At 57.0% G+C, this 20407-nt stretch carries 19 protein-coding genes; 9 read left to right on the forward strand and 10 right to left on the reverse strand.

Annotation, left to right across the window (positions count from 1 at the left end; translation table 11 throughout):
* Window positions 1–19 precede the first annotated feature (19 nt).
* From ftsZ to mutT, 5 genes are all read left to right on the forward strand, one after another.
* Window positions 20–1171, forward strand: a complete 1152-nt coding sequence (gene ftsZ, locus M2416_RS12640) for a cell division protein FtsZ (protein ID WP_041144053.1) — start codon at window positions 20–22, stop codon at window positions 1169–1171.
* A 100-nt stretch (window positions 1172–1271) separates the two neighbouring features.
* Window positions 1272–2189: a UDP-3-O-acyl-N-acetylglucosamine deacetylase gene (gene lpxC / locus M2416_RS12645; protein WP_041144054.1), complete on the forward strand. Its 918-nt coding sequence runs from the start codon at window positions 1272–1274 to the stop codon at window positions 2187–2189.
* A gap of 250 nt (window positions 2190–2439) precedes the next feature.
* On the forward strand, window positions 2440–2934 hold the full coding sequence (gene secM, locus M2416_RS12650) for a secA translation cis-regulator SecM (protein ID WP_200894916.1): 495 nt from the start codon (window positions 2440–2442) through the stop codon (window positions 2932–2934).
* A 61-nt stretch (window positions 2935–2995) separates the two neighbouring features.
* A complete protein-coding gene (gene secA, locus M2416_RS12655; RefSeq protein ID WP_076946388.1) occupies window positions 2996–5701 on the forward strand; it encodes a preprotein translocase subunit SecA in 2706 nt (901 codons plus the stop codon).
* Window positions 5702–5759: 58 nt separating this feature from the next.
* Window positions 5760–6155, forward strand: coding sequence for an 8-oxo-dGTP diphosphatase MutT (gene mutT, locus M2416_RS12660; protein ID WP_076946387.1), 396 nt, complete (start codon window positions 5760–5762; stop codon window positions 6153–6155).
* A gap of 56 nt (window positions 6156–6211) precedes the next feature.
* On the opposite strand, the gene yacG is transcribed toward mutT, so the two are convergent.
* From yacG to coaE, 3 genes are read right to left on the reverse strand one after another with little or no spacing between them, the layout of a single operon-like run.
* Complete coding sequence (gene yacG, locus M2416_RS12665; protein ID WP_045859883.1) at window positions 6212–6406, reverse strand: DNA gyrase inhibitor YacG; 195 nt, start codon at window positions 6404–6406, stop codon at window positions 6212–6214.
* Window positions 6407–6415: 9 nt separating this feature from the next.
* The gene (gene zapD / locus M2416_RS12670; protein ID WP_041144059.1) at window positions 6416–7159 is read right to left on the reverse strand and encodes a cell division protein ZapD; all 744 of its coding nucleotides are present in this window, start codon (window positions 7157–7159) and stop codon (window positions 6416–6418) included.
* Window positions 7159–7779, reverse strand: coding sequence for a dephospho-CoA kinase (gene coaE, locus M2416_RS12675; protein ID WP_041144060.1), 621 nt, complete (start codon window positions 7777–7779; stop codon window positions 7159–7161). Before coaE ends, zapD begins: the two co-directional genes overlap by 1 nt.
* A gap of 345 nt (window positions 7780–8124) precedes the next feature.
* On the opposite strand from coaE, the gene M2416_RS12680 reads away from it, so the two are divergent.
* Window positions 8125–9168 (forward strand): GMP reductase, encoded by a 1044-nt coding sequence (locus tag M2416_RS12680; RefSeq protein ID WP_076946385.1) that lies wholly within the window; start codon window positions 8125–8127, stop codon window positions 9166–9168.
* Between the two features lie 33 nt (window positions 9169–9201).
* On the opposite strand, the gene hofC is transcribed toward M2416_RS12680, so the two are convergent.
* From hofC to nadC, 4 genes are all read right to left on the reverse strand, one after another.
* Window positions 9202–10407, reverse strand: coding sequence for a protein transport protein HofC (gene hofC / locus M2416_RS12685; RefSeq protein WP_259224254.1), 1206 nt, complete (start codon window positions 10405–10407; stop codon window positions 9202–9204).
* The gene (gene gspE / locus M2416_RS12690; protein ID WP_259224255.1) at window positions 10397–11785 is read right to left on the reverse strand and encodes a type II secretion system protein GspE; all 1389 of its coding nucleotides are present in this window, start codon (window positions 11783–11785) and stop codon (window positions 10397–10399) included. The genes hofC and gspE overlap by 11 nt, the downstream gene beginning before the upstream one ends.
* 10 nt (window positions 11786–11795) lie before the next feature.
* Window positions 11796–12227, reverse strand: coding sequence for a prepilin peptidase-dependent pilin (gene ppdD, locus M2416_RS12695; protein WP_259224256.1), 432 nt, complete (start codon window positions 12225–12227; stop codon window positions 11796–11798).
* Between the two features lie 183 nt (window positions 12228–12410).
* The gene (gene nadC, locus M2416_RS12700; RefSeq protein WP_045859870.1) at window positions 12411–13304 is read right to left on the reverse strand and encodes a carboxylating nicotinate-nucleotide diphosphorylase; all 894 of its coding nucleotides are present in this window, start codon (window positions 13302–13304) and stop codon (window positions 12411–12413) included.
* Between the two features lie 294 nt (window positions 13305–13598).
* On the opposite strand from nadC, the gene ampD reads away from it, so the two are divergent.
* Window positions 13599–14162, forward strand: coding sequence for a 1,6-anhydro-N-acetylmuramyl-L-alanine amidase AmpD (ampD, locus tag M2416_RS12705; protein ID WP_076946381.1), 564 nt, complete (start codon window positions 13599–13601; stop codon window positions 14160–14162).
* A complete protein-coding gene (gene ampE, locus M2416_RS12710) occupies window positions 14159–15013 on the forward strand; it encodes a beta-lactamase regulator AmpE (RefSeq protein WP_045859866.1) in 855 nt (284 codons plus the stop codon). The genes ampD and ampE overlap by 4 nt, the downstream gene beginning before the upstream one ends.
* 26 nt (window positions 15014–15039) lie before the next feature.
* On the opposite strand, the gene M2416_RS12715 is transcribed toward ampE, so the two are convergent.
* The 3 genes from M2416_RS12715 to aroP all read right to left on the reverse strand — a co-directional run bounded on the left by M2416_RS12715 (window position 15040) and on the right by aroP (window position 18942).
* A complete protein-coding gene (locus tag M2416_RS12715; RefSeq protein ID WP_259224260.1) occupies window positions 15040–15990 on the reverse strand; it encodes a glycoside hydrolase family 43 protein in 951 nt (316 codons plus the stop codon).
* Complete coding sequence (locus M2416_RS12720) at window positions 15990–17396, reverse strand: glycoside-pentoside-hexuronide (GPH):cation symporter (RefSeq protein WP_259224262.1); 1407 nt, start codon at window positions 17394–17396, stop codon at window positions 15990–15992. The genes M2416_RS12715 and M2416_RS12720 overlap by 1 nt, the downstream gene beginning before the upstream one ends.
* Window positions 17397–17568: 172 nt before the next feature.
* A complete protein-coding gene (aroP, locus tag M2416_RS12725; RefSeq protein WP_123552731.1) occupies window positions 17569–18942 on the reverse strand; it encodes an aromatic amino acid transporter AroP in 1374 nt (457 codons plus the stop codon).
* 643 nt (window positions 18943–19585) lie between these two features.
* On the opposite strand from aroP, the gene pdhR reads away from it, so the two are divergent.
* Window positions 19586–20365: a pyruvate dehydrogenase complex transcriptional repressor PdhR gene (gene pdhR, locus M2416_RS12730; RefSeq protein ID WP_259224265.1), complete on the forward strand. Its 780-nt coding sequence runs from the start codon at window positions 19586–19588 to the stop codon at window positions 20363–20365.
* Window positions 20366–20407: the final 42 nt, after the last annotated feature.

Raw genomic sequence — 20407 nt, forward strand, 5'->3', positions numbered from 1 at the left:
CACAAGACGGAGAGAAACTATGTTTGAACCAATGGAATTAACCAACGACGCGGTGATTAAAGTCATCGGCGTCGGTGGCGGCGGCGGTAATGCCGTAGAGCACATGGTGCGCGAGCGCATCGAGGGTGTGGAATTCTTCGCGGTGAACACCGACGCGCAGGCGCTGCGTAAAACGGCCGTTGGCCAGACTATTCAGATTGGTAGCGGTATTACCAAAGGTCTGGGTGCGGGCGCCAACCCGGAAGTCGGCCGCAATGCGGCGGATGAAGACCGTGAAGCGCTGCGTGCGGCTCTCGACGGTGCAGACATGGTGTTTATCGCGGCAGGTATGGGCGGCGGTACCGGTACCGGTGCGGCACCTGTGGTCGCAGAAGTGGCGAAGGATCTTGGTATCCTGACCGTTGCGGTTGTGACTAAGCCCTTCAATTTTGAAGGCAAAAAGCGTATGGCTTTTGCCGAGCAGGGGATCACCGAGCTCTCCAAGCACGTCGATTCACTGATCACTATCCCGAACGACAAGCTGCTGAAAGTTCTTGGCCGCGGCATTTCGCTGCTGGACGCCTTCGGCGCAGCAAACGACGTGCTGAAAGGCGCTGTGCAGGGGATCGCCGAGCTGATTACCCGTCCGGGTCTGATGAACGTCGACTTTGCGGATGTGCGCACCGTGATGTCCGAAATGGGCTACGCGATGATGGGCTCCGGCGTGGCGAGCGGTGAAGACCGTGCGGAAGAAGCGGCTGAAATGGCGATTTCTTCTCCGCTGTTGGAAGATATCGATCTGTCCGGCGCGCGCGGCGTTCTGGTCAACATCACCGCCGGCTTCGACCTGCGTCTGGATGAGTTCGAAACCGTAGGTAACACTATCCGCGCATTCGCATCGGATAACGCCACCGTGGTTATCGGTACTTCTCTGGATCCGGATATGAACGACGAGCTGCGCGTGACCGTTGTGGCGACCGGTATTGGCATGGACAAACGTCCGGAAATTACCCTGGTAACCAACAAGCAGGTTCAGCAGCCGGTAATGGATCGCTACCAGCAGCACGGTATGGCGCCGCTGAATCAAGAGCAGAAACCGGCAGCGAAAGTGGTGAACGACAATACGCCGCAAACCGCGAAAGAGCCGGATTATCTGGATATCCCGGCCTTCCTGCGTAAGCAGGCCGATTAAGAATTGGCTGGAAGTTGGGCATCAGCGCTCTTTGTGCTAAACTGCCCGTCCGAAAGTGTTATACACTTCGGTTGGATAGGTAACTTGGCGAGATTATACGATGATCAAACAAAGGACTCTTAAACGTATCGTTCAGGCGACTGGCGTCGGTTTGCATACCGGCAAGAAAGTCACACTGACGTTACGACCTGCGCCGGCAAATACCGGGGTCATCTATCGTCGCACCGACTTGAATCCACCGGTTGATTTTCCGGCTGATGCCAAATCTGTGCGTGATACCATGCTCTGTACTTGCCTGGTGAACGAGCATGACGTGCGGATTTCAACGGTCGAGCACCTGAATGCCGCACTGGCTGGCCTGGGCATTGACAACATTGTTATTGAAGTCGATGCGCCGGAAATCCCGATTATGGACGGCAGTGCTGCTCCGTTCGTTTATCTGCTGCTGGATGCCGGCATCGATGAACTGAACTGCGCCAAGAAATTTGTGCGCATTAAAGAGACCGTTCGCGTCGAAGATGGCGACAAGTGGGCTGAGTTTAAGCCGTACAATGGTTTTTCGTTGGACTTTACCATCGACTTTAACCATCCGGCGATTGACTCAAGCAACCAGCGCTATGCGATGAACTTCTCTGCTGATGCATTTATGCGCCAGATTAGCCGTGCGCGTACCTTCGGTTTTATGCGTGATATCGAATATCTGCAGTCCCGCGGCCTGTGCCTGGGCGGCAGCTTCGATTGTGCCATCGTTGTTGACGATTATCGCGTACTGAACGAAGACGGCTTACGCTTTGAAGATGAGTTTGTCCGCCACAAAATGCTGGATGCGATTGGTGACCTGTTTATGTGTGGTCACAATATCATCGGCGCATTCACGGCGTTCAAATCAGGTCACGCGTTGAATAACAAACTGCTGCAGGCCGTTCTGGCAAAACAGGAAGCCTGGGAGTATGTGACCTTCGAAGACGAAGCAGAAATGCCGCTGGCATTCCGTGCACCATCAATGGTTATGGCGTAAGCCTGACCATTCAGTAAAATCGACTGGTAACCTGGTACTCTCTCCGGCCAGGGAGCCAGTCGTTTTTCTTTTTTACCTCCCGGTTCTCATTTCACCCCGATTCTACCATCGCTGACGCCGCGCGTTCGCTGCTTAATTGACCGCTTTTACCTGCGCAAAGCTTTCATTCCTGCTGCCGTGGCGCGGTATTAATGGTAATATTTGGGCGCAAAATTATTTCCTGGGGTTGCTTCAACTAAAGGTAATGGACGTGAGTGGATTGCTGACGCGCTGGCGACAGTTTGGCAGACGGTATTTCTGGCCGCATCTCCTGTTGGGGATGGTCGCGGCTAGCTTTGGCCTGCCTGCGTTAAGCAATAGTCACGAAACGGCATCACCGGCGAAAGCAACGGCCAGCAGCCACACGCCGAATAAAGTTAATTTCTCCCAGCTTGCTCTGCTGGAAGCTAACCGCCGGCCAAACTTTACCGTCGACTACTGGCATCAGCACGCCATCCGCACGGTTATCCGCCATCTCTCATTTGCCATGGCGCCCCAGGCGCTGCCGGTTGCGGAAGAGTCTTCGCCGTTACAGGCGCAGCATCTGGCCCTGCTTGATACGCTCAGCGCGCTGCTGACGCAGGAAAGCAAACCGCCGGTCATTGTGCATCAGGCGGCATATAACCCCTCCCATCGCGCTTTTTGCGTCTCCGCCTGGATTAGCCAGGTTACGGGGATACGCGCCGGACCCCAACGCCTCAGCTGAACTAAAAACGGATCATTCTATTTTTTGTGACTCCGCATCGCGGGGCGTTTGAGATTTTATTATGCTAATCAAATTATTAACTAAAGTTTTCGGTAGCCGTAACGATCGTACACTGCGCCGTATGCGCAAAGCTGTGACGCTGATTAACTCCATGGAACCTGCCATGGAGAAGCTCTCTGATGATGAGCTGAAGGCTAAAACAGAAGAGTTCCGCGCGCGTCTGGCAAAAGGCGAAAGCGTAGAAAGCCTGATTCCGGAAGCCTTTGCCGTGGTACGTGAAGCCAGTAAGCGCGTATTCGGTATGCGTCACTTTGACGTACAGCTGCTTGGCGGCATGGTGCTCAACGAGCGCTGCATCGCAGAAATGCGTACCGGTGAAGGTAAAACGCTGACCGCTACCCTCCCGGCCTACCTGAACGCGCTGTCCGGTAAAGGCGTGCACGTCGTGACCGTCAACGACTACCTGGCGCAGCGTGATGCTGAAAACAACCGTCCGCTGTTTGAGTTCCTCGGTATGACCGTCGGTATCAACATGTCGGGCCTGCCTGCTCCGGCCAAGCGTGAAGCTTACGCCGCCGATATCACCTACGGCACTAACAACGAATACGGCTTCGACTATCTGCGCGATAACATGGCGTTCAGCCCGGAAGAGCGCGTACAGCGTAAGCTGCACTATGCGCTGGTGGATGAGGTTGACTCCATTCTTATCGATGAAGCGCGTACACCGCTGATCATTTCCGGCCCGGCTGAAGACAGCTCGGAAATGTACAAGAAAGTGAACAAGATCATTCCTCACCTGGTGCGCCAGGATAAAGAGGACTCCGACACCTTTACCGGTGAAGGCCACTTCTCGGTAGACGAGAAGGCGCGTCAGGTGAACCTGACCGAACGCGGTCTGGTGCTGATTGAAGAACTGCTGGTCAACGAAGGCATTATGGATGAAGGCGAATCTCTGTATTCACCGACTAACATTATGCTGATGCACCACGTGACCGCGGCGCTGCGCGCCCACGTGCTCTTTACCCGCGACGTTGACTACATCGTAAAAGATGGCGAAGTTATTATCGTCGATGAGCACACCGGTCGTACCATGCAGGGTCGTCGCTGGTCAGACGGTCTGCACCAGGCCGTCGAAGCCAAAGAAGGCGTTGATATCCAGAACGAGAACCAGACGCTGGCGTCCATCACCTTCCAGAACTACTTCCGTCTGTACGAGAAGCTGGCGGGGATGACCGGTACTGCGGATACCGAAGCGTTCGAATTCAGCTCTATCTATAAGCTGGATACCGTCGTGGTACCGACCAACCGTCCGATGATCCGTAAGGATATGGCGGATCTGGTCTATATGACCGAAGCAGAAAAAATTCAGGCGATCATCGAAGATATCAGAGAGCGTACTGCCGCCGGCCAGCCGGTTCTGGTGGGTACGATTTCTATCGAAAAATCAGAAGTGGTTTCGCAGGAGTTGACCAAAGCGGGCATCAAGCACAATGTCCTGAACGCCAAGTTCCACGCCAGCGAAGCGGATATCGTGGCTCAGGCCGGCTACCCGGCTGCGGTCACCATCGCCACCAACATGGCCGGTCGTGGTACGGATATCGTGCTGGGCGGCAGCTGGCAGGCGGAAGTCGCCGCGCTGGAAGATCCGACTCCAGAGCAGATCGCCCAGATCAAAGCCGAGTGGCAGGTGCGTCACGAAGCGGTGCTGGCCTCCGGTGGTTTACACATTATCGGTACCGAGCGTCATGAGTCTCGCCGTATCGATAACCAGCTGCGCGGCCGTTCAGGTCGTCAGGGCGATGCCGGTTCTTCTCGTTTCTATCTGTCGATGGAAGATGCCCTGATGCGCATCTTTGCCTCTGACCGCGTGTCGGGCATGATGCGTAAACTGGGGATGAAGCCGGGCGAAGCGATTGAACACCCGTGGGTCACCAAAGCGATCGCCAACGCGCAGCGTAAGGTTGAAAGCCGCAACTTTGATATTCGTAAGCAGCTGCTGGAATATGATGACGTGGCTAACGATCAGCGTCGCGCCATCTACAGCCAGCGTAACGAGCTGCTGGACGTATCTGATGTTAGCGAAACCATCAACAGCATTCGCGAAGACGTTTTCAAAACGACTATCGATGCGCACATTCCGCCGCAGTCTCTGGAAGAAATGTGGGATATCGAAGGCCTGCAGGAACGCCTGAAAAACGACTTCGATCTCGAGCTGCCGCTCAAAGAGTGGTTGGACAAAGAGCCTGAACTGCATGAAGAAACTCTGCGCGAGCGTATTCTGCAGAGCGCGGTAGAAACCTATCAGCGTAAAGAAGAAGTCGTCGGTACCGAAATGATGCGTCATTTCGAAAAAGGCGTGATGCTGCAGACCCTGGACTCCCTGTGGAAAGAGCACCTGGCGGCGATGGACTACCTGCGTCAGGGTATCCATCTGCGCGGCTACGCGCAGAAAGATCCGAAGCAGGAATACAAGCGTGAATCGTTCTCGATGTTTGCAGCGATGCTTGAATCCCTGAAGTATGAAGTGATCAGCACCCTGAGCAAGGTGCAGGTGCGGATGCCGGAAGAAGTTGAAGCAATGGAGCAGCAGCGTCGCGAAGAGGCGGAGCGCCTGGCGCAGATGCAGCAGCTCAGCCATCAGGATGACGATGCCCTGGCCGCAGCCGCATTGGCTGAGGAAACCGGCGAGCGTAAGGTTGGCCGCAACGATCCTTGTCCGTGTGGTTCCGGTAAAAAATATAAGCAGTGCCATGGTCGTCTGAGCTAAGCTCAGAGAATAAAAATAAAGGCGCAGATATCTGCGCCTTTTTTATGGAATTAACGCAATGAAAATACTGCAAATCTCCGTTGGCATCATCCGTAACCCGCAGGGGGAAATCTTTATTACCCAGCGCGCCGCCGATGCGCATATGGCAAATAAGCTCGAGTTTCCTGGTGGCAAAATTGAAGCGGGAGAGTCGGCCGAGCAGGCGCTGGTGCGCGAGCTACAGGAAGAGGTTGGTATTACGGTACGTGCGTCCAGCCTGTTTGATAAGCTGGAGTATCAGTTCCCTGACCGGCATATCACGCTGTGGTTCTGGCTGGTTGACGACTGGGAGGGCGAACCCTGGGGTAAAGAGGGGCAGCCGGGACGCTGGATTGCCCAGCGGGCGCTGCTGGCCGAGGAGTTTCCGCCAGCCAACGAACCGATTATCAGCAAATTAGTGCACGCCGCCCGCTGAGAAAATGGCCCGGACAGGACGCAAGGTCATCTCCGGGATTTTCTGCCGACGCGGCGCTACTGCTGCTGTTCGCTCCAGTCATCGGTATCGGACAGGTCGCCTGCGCTGGGAATGCGTTTTTCTTCCGCAGCCCACTCACCTAAATCAATCAGCTGGCAGCGTTTTGAGCAAAATGGCCGAAACGGGCTGTGCTCATTCCAGACCACATTTTTACCGCAGGTCGGGCAGTTAACGGTTGTCTCTTTTGACATCTTTCCTCCTTAACAACAGGCCAGTTCAAAATCAAAGCGCTCGGGGACGATACCGAGTTCGCTGTCCAGCGGGAGAAAGCGAATGGCAAAGCGGCTTTTATGGCCAGAAATTTGCGGATACAGCTGGCTGGCAAGATCGAGGCGTAAGCGCAGCAGATCGGCATCATCGCCGTTATCCTGATAAAAACCGTTGAGGCTGGTCTGCTTGCGAAAAGGCGCAGAGTTGCGGATCAAATCGAGGATCAGCACCAGCGCCTGGGTGAGCGGCTGCAGGCTCGCTAACCATTTGCCAACCTGCTCGTCGCGATACTCCTGAGGCATATGCAGCCAGATATGCAGCGTGGGGAGATCGAAACTGCAGCAGCCTCCCGGAATGCTCAGTCGCTGGCGAACCAGCGCAATTAAGCGATCCTCTCGCAGGAACTGACCGATGCGCGGGGCGGACATCAGCGCGCTGCCGGCGTGCTTCAGCTGTTGGCGCAATTCGTCAATACGCCCACGGTCGACGCCCGGCACTTCTGCCCAGGACTGCAGTTTACGCTGCTGCCGCTCGAGCTCTTTGAGCAGATCCGTCCGCACCTCGCCGCGTTCGAGAACGTCCAGCAGATCGCCCGTATTGCGGAAGAAGTGGAGCGCATCCGAGTAGGTGGCGATCGTCGGGTGCACGGAGAGCTGTTGAATCAAAAATTCAATACGCAGCCAGGTGCGCATTTTCTCATTGAGGGGATGTTCAAATAGAACAGGGGTATGCATTACGATTTTTCCTGTGAGGCGGCCTGCGATGCCAGCATTAGATACTTTTCGTGCAGGCGGGCGACATCCGATGCGATGGCATCCGGAGGGCCCATATTTTCAATGACATCATCCGCAGCGGCGAGGCGTTGTTCACGCGTGGCCTGGGCGGCGAGAATGCGTTCTGCGTGCTCACGGCTGACCCGATCGCGCAGTATGGTTCGCGCTATTTGCGTCTCTTTTGCAACATCGACGACCAGCACGCGGTCGGCGTTGGCGACGAGATTATTTTCGACCAACAGGGGAACGACCCAGAGAACATAAGGAGAGGACGCCGCCTGCATTTGACGGCGGGTTTCCTGCTGAATGAGCGGGTGCAGCAGCGCGTTAAGCCAGGTTTTATCCTCGGCATGAGCGAAGATACGTTCCCGCAGGCTGCGGCGGTTCAGCGTGCCGTCATCGTTAATCATCTGTTGACCGAAACGAGCGGCAATTGCCAGTAGCGCAGGGGTTCCAGGCTCGACCACCTGACGGGCGATAACGTCGGCGTCAATCACGTTAACGCCGAGGTGAGAGAATGCATCGGCTACGGTGCTTTTACCGCTACCGATGCCGCCCGTTAACGCTACCGTATACCTCATATACCCCGTTCCTGAAACTGACCATATACACATTGACTTTTCAGCAGCGCCCGCACTTCACGAGCCGTGACTCTGCGGTGGGTGTCCCGTCAGGCTGCTTCGAGCCGGAAGAGACTTTTACGACGAATACTGGATTGCTTTGTACATATAAATCAAATGGTTAAAAATAACGCTCTGGCCGTTGATTGTCGCGATCGCGCTTTTCTCAATCCACCAGGTAAATTTGTACGATTGTAGCGTAAAAAAAGTGAAAATCGCAGTCTTGCGCAGTCATGATTCGTGCGTATGATAACGTCACTGGAGTTGTGCTCTCACAATAATGCAATTAACCCCAGGAATTCGCACATGCGTATTGAAGAAGATCTGAAGCTTGGTTTTAAAGACGTTCTTATCCGCCCCAAGCGCTCTACCCTCAAAAGTCGTTCTGATGTTGAACTGGAACGTGAATTCACTTTTAAACATTCTGGCCTCTCCTGGTCCGGCGTGCCGATCATCGCCGCGAATATGGATACCGTCGGTACCTTTGGCATGGCAAAAGCGCTGGCCTCATTCGGGATCCTGACTGCCGTTCATAAGCACTACACCGTAGAAGAGTGGCGCAGCTTTGTGCAGACCACCTCTGCCGATGTGCTGAAGTACGTCATGGTTTCTACCGGTACGTCGGATGTTGATTTCGAAAAAACCAAACAGATCCTGACGCAGAACCCGCAGCTCGGCTTCGTTTGTATTGATGTGGCAAACGGTTATTCCGAGCATTTTGTGCAGTTCGTGGCGAAGGCGCGCGAAGCCTGGCCGCTGAAAACGATCTGTGCGGGTAACGTCGTGACCGGCGAAATGTGCGAAGAGCTGATTCTGTCCGGCGCGGATATCGTGAAGGTCGGCATCGGTCCGGGTTCCGTGTGTACTACCCGGGTGAAAACCGGCGTTGGCTATCCGCAGCTCTCTGCGGTTATCGAATGCGCCGATGCGGCCCACGGCCTGGGCGGCCAGATTGTCAGCGACGGCGGGTGCACCACGCCGGGCGACGTAGCGAAAGCCTTCGGCGGCGGCGCTGATTTCGTCATGCTGGGCGGTATGCTGGCAGGTCACGAAGAGAGCGGCGGCACCGTTGTTGAAGAGAACGGCGAGAAGTTTATGCTGTTCTACGGCATGAGCTCCGAATCCGCGATGACCCGTCACGTTGGCGGCGTTGCGCAGTACCGCGCGGCGGAAGGTAAAACCGTTAAGCTGCCCCTGCGCGGCCCGGTTGAGAACACCGCCCGCGATATTCTCGGCGGCCTGCGCTCTGCCTGCACCTATGTTGGTGCTTCCCGCCTGAAAGAGCTGACCAAACGCACGACCTTTATTCGCGTACAGGAACAAGAGAACCGCGTGTTCAACAGCCTGTAGTGCCGCTTGCTGGCGCACCTCCTGCGCCAGCCGCTATCCCCCCATTCCGCTAATGGCGTCGCCCAGATGAAAAATGGGTAAATACATCGCCACCACCAGGATGCCAACGACGGCGCCGGTTATCAGCAGCAGCATCGGTTCCAGCAGCGTGGCCAGGCCCTCTGCCTGGCGCTGCGTGCGCTCGCTATGATGGCGGGCCAGGTTCTCCAGCATGATATCCAGCGACCCTGAAGCCTCACCGGTGCGGATGAGCTGCAGGCAGAGCGGGGTAAATCCTTCACTGTTCGCCAGCGCCTGCCAGATGGCGGTCCCACGGGCAATCTGCGTATTAACCTGATGGATTCTTTGGCGCCAAAGCGGGCAGCTTAGCGTCTCTTCTACGCTCTCCAGACCCTGCATAAAGCTGATGCCGGCACTCTGCGTGAGGGTTAAAACGGCAAATATCTGGCTGAGCCGCTGTCCGCCTATTAGCTTTCCAACTACCGGCAAAGCGTGAAGCAGCTTTTGTCGCCGGAGTAGCCACGAGCGGCGACGATGGGCCAGCCGGTTGAGGAGAAACGGCAGTATCGCCATCAGCAGCAGCAGCGGCCAGCTGCTGCTGAGGCCTTCTCCGGCGCTTATCACCACTTTGGTCAGCAGAGGGAGCGGCGTGTTGAACGTCTGGTAAATAGCGGCAAACTCCGGCAGGACAAAGGTGAGCATACCCATTACCACCAGCAGCGCCAGCAGCAGAACGATCAGCGGATAGCGCAGCGCCTTTTTGACCTTTTCGCTCAGCTGCAGCTGTTCCTGCTGCTGGCGAGCCAGATGAAAGCAGCAAAGATCCAGTTTACCGGTAAGCTCCCCGGTGCGGATCATCGCCAGATAGAGCGGAGGAAACGCCTGCGGCCATCTTTCCAGCGCGCTGGAAAGCGAGATGCCCTGCGCGAGATCCTGAGCCAGGGTGCGCAGCAGCGCCTGCCACTGCGCGCCCGTCTGCTGCTGCGCCAGCAGCTCCAGTCCCTCGGCGAGCGGTAGTCCCGCCTGCAGGAGAGTCGCCAGCTGGTGGATGATCTGGCCGCTGTAGCGCGGGTGCCAAAGCGCGCTGCGTACCGTGCTGCGGCGGAGCGCGAGGGGGATAATTCGTTCATGCTGCAGCGCCTGCATCACCTCCTGGCGGGAGCTTTTCCATAGCGAGCCGTGGCAGAGCGATCCTTTAGGATCAAGCCCGCGCCAGCGCCAAAGGCGTTCAGTCGCCATGGGGGAGCCCCAGCACGCGGACCACCTCTTCAAAGCAGGTCAGACCCTGCTCAATGGCCAGGCAGCCGCTTTCAAACAGCGTCGTCATTCCGGCCTCACGCGCCAGGGCCTCAATCTCCACCGCGCCCAGCCCCCGGGAAATAGCCTGCTGCAGCGCGGTGCCTATCGGGAGCACCTCAAATAGCGCCAGGCGCCCATAGTAGCCGTGATAGCAGTGCCGACAGCCCGTCGCCTGCCAGCGGGGCAGCCGACGCGGCCACAGGCTGTGCGGCACGTCAATGCCGCCATCAGCCTCCCGGCGGCAGTGCGGGCAGAGCCTGCGCACCAGGCGCTGAGCAATGACCAGCGATAGCGCGGATGAGAGCATCCAGCAGGCGATCCCCATCTGCTGTAGGCGAATGAGCGTTTCGCTGGTTGAGTTGGTGTGCAGCGTTGAGAGCACGAGATGTCCGGTTTGCGCCGCTTTGATAGCAATTTCTGCGGTTTCCGCATCGCGGATTTCGCCGACCATAACAACGTCCGGATCCTGACGCAGCAGCGCGCGCAGAACGCTGTTAAAGGTTAATCCGGATCGCGGGTTGATCTGCGTTTGATTCATGCCGACGATGGGGATTTCCAGCGGATCCTCCACGCTGCAGATATTAACCTCATCGCGGTTTCGCTTCTGCAGGGCGCTGTAGAGCGTGATGGTCTTACCGCTGCCGGTTGGGCCGGTGACCAGCAGCAGCCCCTGGGGTTGATTGAGCGCCGAGACAAAGGCGGCAAGTTGCTCTGGGGAGAGGCCGAGCGCCTCCAGGTCCAGCGCCTGTTCCACCTGATGCAGCAGGCGCAGAACGATTTTCTCACCGTAGCGACAGGGTAGGGTGGCGATGCGAAATGAGACCGATTGTCCCGAGAGCGTCTGAGTAAACTGACCGTCCTGCGGCAGTCGGTGTTCGGCAATATCAAGATTCCCGAGCACCTTAAGCCGCGCCGTTATCGGCAGCGCCAGTTCGGCGGCGAGCGGCGCAAGCGGATGGAGCACGCCATCGACCCGCAGGCGTATGCGCAGGCTATTTTCGCCAGGCTCGACGTGGATATCAGATGCGCGCTGGCGCAGCGCCTGCTCGAGAATCTGATTAACCTGGTCGATGATGCCGGTCGGTGCTTCGCCGCTGGCGGCAGATGGCCCGGGCTGTGCGGAAGACTGCAGGCGCTGATTCATTTTATCCTGGCTCCAGCACTCGATATCGATCCGCTTTTGCGTGGCAAAGCGCAGCGCTTCCATCAGCTCAGGCGGAGGAGAGTCTACGACCGCGATGGAGAGGGTTTGCTCATCGCTGTTAAGCAGCAGGGCATGGTAGCGCTGGCAGAGGGCGATCAATTTTTCGGCTTTCATCGCGGTGGCCTCAGTTAAAGCGGAAGACGTCTTCACACGCCTGCTTGAGCGCGCCGCCGCTGGCGATGTCGCACTCTCTTTGCCAGCCGGTAATGCCATTTGCGCTATCCCAGCCCGGCGTCATAGTGACGCGTAGCCCGTTGAGGCTCTCCTGCCCGCTAAGCGTGACGACGCCTTGAGCCACGGTCAGGGCGGAAACGTAGCGCGTGGTGGCGGGCGCGGGAATGCCGTTGCTGCCGCCATCGCAGTTTGCGAGGCCGCCGTGCTCAAGGGCGCAGAGCTCCACCGCCGTGCGGTAGGGAATAAAGGTTTGCAGCACATCGGTGAGCGCCGCCTTACGCAGATAGTTCTGGTAGGCGGGAATACCGATGGCGCTGAGAATGGCGATAATGCCAATCACCACCATGAGTTCGATAAGGGTAAAGCCGCGTTGTTTGTCCATCGTTTGCTCCTTATTAGCGTCGGGAGCACTGTGGCGGTCTGCGGGGAGGATGACGAGCGGTAAATGAGCGCTCAGGAAGCGGCTTCCCGGGCTTTCTCTACTTATTACAGGGTGAGGGCAAAGCGCTGAGATCGCGCTCGCAAAGCGTGCGCCCCGGCAGGCGATGCGTGCCGGGGCGGAGCGTTAACGAAAACGCATCGACAGGTCGAGCGCGCGGACGTGCTTAGTCAGGGCGCCAACGGAGATGTAATCGACGCCGGTTTCGGCATATTCACGGATCGTCTCGAAGGTGACGTTGCCGGAGACTTCCAGCGCGGCCTGGCCGCTGGTGCGCTTCACCGCTTCGCGCATCAGGTCAGGGGTGAAGTTATCGAGCATGATGATATCGGCTCCGGCCTTCAGGGCTTCATCCAGCTCATCAAGGGATTCAACCTCAACTTCTACCGGCACGTCCGGATGCAGCCAGAAGGCCTTCTCGACGGCCTGGCGCACGGAGCCGGAGGCAATAATGTGGTTCTCTTTGATCAGGAAGGCATCGAATAGCCCCAGGCGGTGGTTTGCGCCGCCTCCGCACAGGACGGCGTATTTCAGCGCGGTGCGCAGGCCGGGCAGCGTTTTACGGGTATCGAGCAGCTGGGTTTTGGTACCCGCCAGCAGATCCACATAGCGGCGCACCTCGCTGGCGACTCCGGATAGGGTCTGCACGAAGTTCAGCGCGGTGCGCTCGCCGGTCAGCAGCAGGCGGGACGGGCCCTGCAGCTCAAACAGCGGCTGATCCGCCTTGACCGCATCGCCATCGTCAACCAGCCAGGTGACGCTGACGTCATCGCCAGCCAGCTGAATAAAGACCTCTTCCACCCAGCGCTTGCCGCAAAATACGCCGTCTTCGCGGGTAATGACCACCGCGTGCGAGCGCGCGCTTTCCGGCAATAATTGCGCGCTAATATCGTTGTTAGCGTCAACTTCGCCGCCTAAATCTTCGCGCAGGGACTGGGCTACGGCATCGGTAATATCGAGGTTAATACGTTCCAGCAGCGCGTCACGGCGGCGGTCGGGGTTGTAGCGACGAGGCGACATGATAAAGCTCCAGATAGATAAGATTCAGCAGTGGGAAACATGCTAACCTGAACGGCGTTTCTACACCATATACTCTTCATCCTTCAGGCTATTGCAGCGTTGATGTGCCTGCGCTGGAGAGGTTGAGGCGCGGCGCCTGCTCCTTTGCTAAAGGGCGGGCAGGTCGAATTGGCGGATGGCGCATTTTCCACCGCCGGCTGCGGCGATCGGTTCCGAACGAATTTGTGTATGATAATCGGCATCCCTGGGCCATGGGCGGCCCGGGAGCATGCGTTAGTGAAAGGAGACTCCGCAATGCAGTTGAACGGAGGATGGCTGGTGGGCGCGCGTCGGGTTCCTTCGCCGCACCATGATTGCCGCCCGGATGATGAAACCCCCTCTCTGCTGGTGGTGCATAATATTAGCCTGCCGCCGGGTGAATTTGGCGGCCCGTGGATTGATGCTCTGTTCAGCGGTACGCTCGATCCCAACGCGCATCCCTATTTTGCCGGGATCGCTCAGCTGCGGGTTTCGGCGCATTGTCTGATTCGCCGCGATGGTGAAATCGTGCAGTATGTGCCTTTCAATAAGCGCGCGTGGCATGCCGGCGTATCCTGCTATCAGGGGCGCGAGCGCTGTAACGACTTCTCTATTGGTATTGAGCTGGAAGGTACGGATACGCTGGCTTATACCGACGCGCAGTATCGGCAGCTGGTCGCGGTTACGCGGCTGCTGACCGCGCTGTATCCGGCCATCGCTGAAAACATGACCGGCCATAGCGATATCGCGCCGGTGCGTAAAACGGATCCCGGCCCGGCGTTTGACTGGGCAAAATTTCGCGGTCTGCTGACCGCTTCGTCAGATAAGGAGATGCCATGACGTTGTTTTCTACGCTGCTGGTTCTCATCGCCGAACGCCTGTTTAAGCTGGGTGAGCACTGGCAGCTCGATCATCGCCTCGAGGTCCTGTTCCGTCGCGTGAAGCATTTCTCGCTTTTCGGCACGCTGCTGATGGCGGCGGTGGCGATGGTCGCGGTATACATTATTCAGCGCCTGCTGCACGGCGTGCTGTTTAACGTCCCGCTGCTGGTGTTCTGGATCCTGCTTGGCCTGCTGTGCATTGGCGCCGGCAAAGTCCGCCTGCACTATCACGCCTACCTGAAGGCCGCTTCCCGCAACGATAAGCATGCCAGCGACGCGATGGCCAGCGAGCTGACGCTTATCCACGGCGTCCCGCCGGGCTGTGACAATCGCGAATACCTCAGCGAACTGCAGAATGCCCTGCTGTGGATCAACTACCGCTACTACCTTGCGCCGCTGTTCTGGTTTGTGGTCGGCGGGCCGTGGGGCCCGATCACGCTGATTGGCTACAGCGTTCTGCGCGCATGGCAGTCGTGGCTGGCCCGCTATCAAACGCCGCACCACCGTCTACAGTCAGGAATTGACGGCATTTTGCACGTCGTGGACTGGGTGCCGGTGCGGCTGGTTGGCGTGGTTTACGCGCTGGTTGGTCACGGGGAAAGGGCGCTACCCGCGTGGTTCGCCTCGCTGGGCGATCGCCATTCGTCGCAGTATCAGGTGCTAACGCGCCTGGCGCAGTTCTCGCTTGCCCGCGAGCCGCATGTCGACAAGGTCGAGACGCCAAAGGCCGCCGTCTCAATGGCCAAGAAAACGTCGCTGGTGGTGGTGGTGATTATGGCCCTGCTGACGATTTACGGCACGCTGATTTAAGCGCCCGCCCGGCGGCGGGCGCACGCTTAGTCTGTATCCGCAGGCGGGATGCCAAAATCAGGCATCCCGTTTTCTTGCCAGACGATCCGCTTCAGCCGCGTATGGCGATTAGGGTCGTACAGCGGGTCGCCTTCAATTTCGGTGTAGTTTCTCGCGTGATATACCAGCACGTCTTCCCCTTCCTCCGTTTGCGTAAAGGCGTTGTGCCCGGGACCATACTGGCGGTTCGCATCGCTGGTGCAAAACACCGGCTGCGGTGATTTATGCCAGTTCTCCGGCCGCAGCGGGTCGGCCAGACGGTCGATCCACAGCAGCCCCATGCAGTAGTTCTCATCCGTGGCGCTGGCGGAATAGCTCACGAACAGCTTGTCCTCATGAAACAGCGCCGCCGGGCCCTCGTTCACCAGAAAGCCGCGGCACTCCCAGTCAAACTCCGGCTTACTCAGCATCACGGGATCGCCTTTCAGCGTCCATGGGTTCTCCAGCTCAGCCAGATACAGATTCGAGTTGCCGTCGATATGCGGGGCCTTTTGCGCCCAGAGATACCACTGCTTTCCCTGATGACGGAAGGTGGTGGCATCCAGCGCAAAGGTGTCAAAGGGCGTTTTCACCCGGCCTTTTTCTCTCCATCTGCCGGTTAGCGGATCGACGTCATCGCATTCAAGCACGAACATGCGGTGCTGGAACATGCCCAGCGCGTCGAGATCGTGGGTGTGGGTCGCCGCGAAGTAGATGTACCATTTCCCGTCAATTTCATGCAGTTCCGGCGCCCAAATCAGCTGGCTCATCGGGCCGCTTTCCGGCTTGCGCCAGACGACCACCGGCGGCGCCTCGCGCAGGCCCTCCAGCGTGGCGGCGCGGCGGATCTCCAGCCGGTCATACTCCGGAACCGAAGCAATAAAATAGTAGTGCTGGCGATGGCGCAGAATAAACGGGTCCGCGCGCTGTTCAATAAACGGATTCGGCCAGTTGTTCATCAGGCTTTCCTTATCTGTTCGCTGGTTTTGAGGTCCTGAAGTTCGTTCAGCTCGCCGTAGTTGGCTCGGCGCTTCTCGAGGTCGGCCTGGATTTGGCTCATAAACTCGCGATTCACTTTTAGCATCCTCACCACCCCTGCGGTCAGCAGGTAGCCGATGCCCGGAATAATGGTGAACAGCAGGATAATGCCGTTTACGGCGGAGGCGCTTTGCTCTTTGGCCCCGGAATCATAGCCGTACCAGGAGAGCAGGAAGCCGACCATCGCCCCGGCTACCGCCAGCCCAACCTTCAGGAAGAAGAGGTTGCCGGAGAAGCTAATGCCGGTGATGCGTTTGCCGGTTTTCCACTCGCCGTAGTCATCAACGTCGGCCATCAGCGACCAGTGCAGCGGCGATGGGATCTGATGGAGGATGTTAAGCAGGAAGTAGAGCACCATAATCATCGTGGTGGCGTGCGGGTCGAAGAAGTAGAAGGCGCAGGAGAAGATAGCCAGCACGATGTTGGTCCAGAAAAATACCTGCAGCTTGCACCAGCGGTCGGTCAGCACCTTGGCCAGCATACTGCCGATCATCATCCCGACGACGCCGAGGCTAATAAACAGGGTCGCGAAGTGGGTGCTTTGCTGCATCACCCAGGTTACGTAATACATGGTGGCGGCCATACGGATAAAGCCCGGACAGACGTTGCACAGCGTCAGCAGCAGAATGCGCACCCACTGGTCATTTTTCCAGACGTCTTTGAAATCCTTCTTCAGTTCGTCATTGGTTTGCACCGCCGGGCGTACGCGCTCACGTACCGTGGCGAAACAGAATAAAAACATGCACATGCCGATAAGCGCCAGTACGGTCATCGCCATCTGGTAGCCTTTGGCTTTATCGGCGCCGCCGAACCAGTCCGCCATCGGCAGGAGCGTTAACGACAGCAGCAGCGTGGCAATCCCGACCATCACAAAGCGGTAGGACTGGCAGGCAACGCGCTCCCTGGGGTCATTAGTAATGACGCTGCCCAGCGAGCAGTAGGGAATATTGATGGCGGTATAGGTCAGCGAGAGCAGGAAGTAGGTGACGAAGGCATAGATAACCTTGCTGTTATACGTCCACTCGGGCGTGGTGAACATCAGGACGCTAAACAGGGCGTAGGGGAAGGCTATCCACAGCAGCCACGGGCGAAAGCGGCCATATTTGCTGCGGGTGCGGTCGGCCATCGCGCCCATGATGGGGTCGGTCACGGCGTCAATAACGCGCACCGAGAGCAGCAATACGCCGACCAGCGCCGGAGCAAGGCCGAATATATCGGTATAAAAATAGTTAACAAACAGCATGATGGCGCCGAAAATGATGTTACATCCGGCATCGCCCATCCCATAGCCAATCTTTTCTTTAACTGAAAGCTTATTGTCTGCCATCTGGAGATCCTCCCCGTTGCGGTATGGAAGGATTATTTGCTGATATGTTGTTAAATGCGTTGCAGTATCAGGTTAACGATATGGACAAAAGGACTGATGCAGGGGAAGTGTGAGGTGGGTAACAGTGCTCTGTGCCCGCAGCGATGCGGCGGGCACAGAGTTTGGAGATGTATTAATGTGCTTTTACGGCGCTGGCGTTTCTTTGTTTGAGCAGGTAGCCGACGCCGAGAACGGCAATCCACACCGGGATCAGGTAGACGGAAATCGCCATGCCCGGGGTGATCAGCATGATGACCAGCACTGCGGCCATGAACAGCAGGCAGATCCAGTTACCGACCGGGTAGAACAGGGCCGGGAAGCGGGAAACCGCACCCTGCTGCTGCTTTGCCCGACGGAACTTAATGTGCGCCAGGCTGATCATCGCCCAGTTAATCACCAGGGCAGAGACAACCAGCGCCATCAGCAGACCAAACGCTGATTCAGGGGCGAGGTAGTTAATCAGCACGCATAGCGCGGTCACCACGGCGGAAACCAGGATGGTATTCACCGGTACGCCGCGCTTGTCGACGTTCATCAGCGCTTTCGGCGCGTTGCCCTGCTGGGCAAGGCCAAACAGCATCCGGCTGTTGCAGTAGACGCAGCTGTTATAGACCGACAGCGCGGCGGTCAGTACCACCACGTTCAGCGCGTTGGCAACGAAGGTATCCCCCAACTCGTGGAAGATCAGTACAAACGGGCTGGTGTCTGCGGTCACGCGGGTCCACGGCAGCAGAGAGAGCAGTACCGCCAGCGAGCCCACGTAGAAGATCAGAATACGGTAGATAACCTGATTGGTGGCTTTGGGTATGCTCTGCTCCGGGTTATCCGCTTCCGCCGCGGTGATCCCGACCAGCTCCAGGCCGCCAAACGAGAACATGATGATGGCCATCATCATAACCAGCCCGGTGAAGCCGTGCGGCAGGAAGCCGCCCTGATCCCACAGGTTACGAACGGTTGCCTGCGGGCCGCCGTTGCCGCTGAACAGCAGCCAGCCGCCGAACAGAATCATCGCCACAACGGCAACGACTTTAATAATGGCGAACCAGAACTCCATCTCGCCGAAGACCTTCACGTTGGTAAGGTTGATGGCGTTAATGGCAACGAAGAAGATAGCTGCCGAAACCCAGGTGGGGATCTCGGGCCACCAGAACTGGACGTATTTTCCGACCGCGGTCAGTTCCGCCATGGCGACCAGAACGTACAGCACCCAGTAGTTCCAGCCGGAGGCAAAGCCGGCAAAACCACCCCAGTACTTGTAGGCGAAATGACTGAATGAGCCTGCCACCGGCTCTTCCACAACCATCTCACCGAGCTGGCGCATAATCAGAAAAGCAATAAAACCGGCGATGGCATAGCCAAGGATAATACCGGGACCTGCTGACTGGATAACGGACGCGCTGCCCAGAAACAGGCCGGTACCGATAGCGCCGCCCAGAGCAATAAGCTGTATATGGCGGTTTTTCAGGCCGCGCTTTAGCCGATCGCCTTGCTGTTGACCTTCCATCATGAAACCTCGTGTGTGGTTATTTTGCGTTTACGCTTCATCCTTCAGGCTGTTGCTTTAGTGTTGGTCCCTGCCAGATAGCATAGCTATCCCTATTGCTGAGAGTTGATGACCAGCCCTGTTATGCGTGATTTAGCGTCGACATTATTGTGTTGTGTAATTATGAAATTCCGTTTCTGTATTAATTTCTTTACGCAAGGCGGAATATAAAATCACTAAAAGGCCTTTTGTATCATGGAGAATAGTGATAAGTGCGGGCGAATGCACCTGCTTTATGAAGGGGTGATGACGAAGCGAGCAAAAAGAAACCATTTGTAAATAGGGCGGCGATGGGCGCTTTTAACCCTTAATGACTAACCACGCAATAAAACTGAATATAAAGACGCATTTTGGCCTGTTGAATCGGTTCAGATAGCCTGTTTTACGTTTCATAAAAGTTAACGCTACCTCCAACGGGGTAAAGACATCATTTGTGAGAAGTTACAATTCTGAAATGTTATTTCTGTAAGGTTGTTAAAATATGCCGGGTTTACTGATTTCAATCAAAACCTGTATGGACAGAAGGTGAATACTTTGTTACTTTACCGCTACGAACTGCGAATTGGTAAGACCAATTGACTCCGGGCTAATGGCAGAGACAGGGAATATGGCCTACAGCAAAATCCGCCAACCAAAACTATCTGATGTGATTGAGCAGCAGCTAGAGTTTTTAATCCTTGAGGGGACGTTGCGCCCCGGTGAAAAACTCCCGCCTGAACGCGAACTGGCTAAACAGTTCGACGTTTCCCGTCCCTCGCTGCGTGAGGCGATTCAACGCCTCGAAGCCAAGGGCCTGTTGCTTCGTCGCCAGGGCGGTGGAACTTTTGTACAGAGCAGCCTGTGGCAGAGCTTCAGCGACCCGCTGGTAAAGCTCCTGTCCGATCACCCTGAATCCCAATTCGATCTGCTGGAAACCCGTCACGCGCTTGAAGGCATCGCGGCTTATTACGCGGCGCTGCGCAGCAATGATGCTGACCGCGAACGTATTCGCGAGCTGCATCAGGCTATTGAACGGGCTCAGCAGTCCGGCGATCTGGATGCCGAATCCGACGCCGTCGTCCAGTATCAAATTGCGGTCACCGAAGCAGCGCATAATGTTGTGCTGCTGCATCTGCTACGCTGCATGGAGCCGATGATGGCGCAAAACGTTCGTCAGAACTTTGAATTGTTGTACGCCCGTCGGGAAATGCTCCCGCAGGTCAGCAATCATCGCACGCGTATTTTCGAGGCGATAATCGCCGGGGAGCCGGAGCAGGCGCGTGAAGCGTCGCACCGACACCTGGCGTTCATTGAAGAAATTTTGCTGGATCGTAGCCGTGAGGAGAGTCGTCGAGAACGCTCACTGCGTCGTTTACAGCAACGGAAAGATGAGAACTCCGGTTCTTAAGCGCCATTTTTTAGAGCGCGGCAACTAAACGCAGAACCTGTC

This window comes from Klebsiella sp. BIGb0132, assembly GCF_024810075.1.
Lineage (GTDB): Bacteria > Pseudomonadota > Gammaproteobacteria > Enterobacterales > Enterobacteriaceae > Klebsiella > Klebsiella terrigena.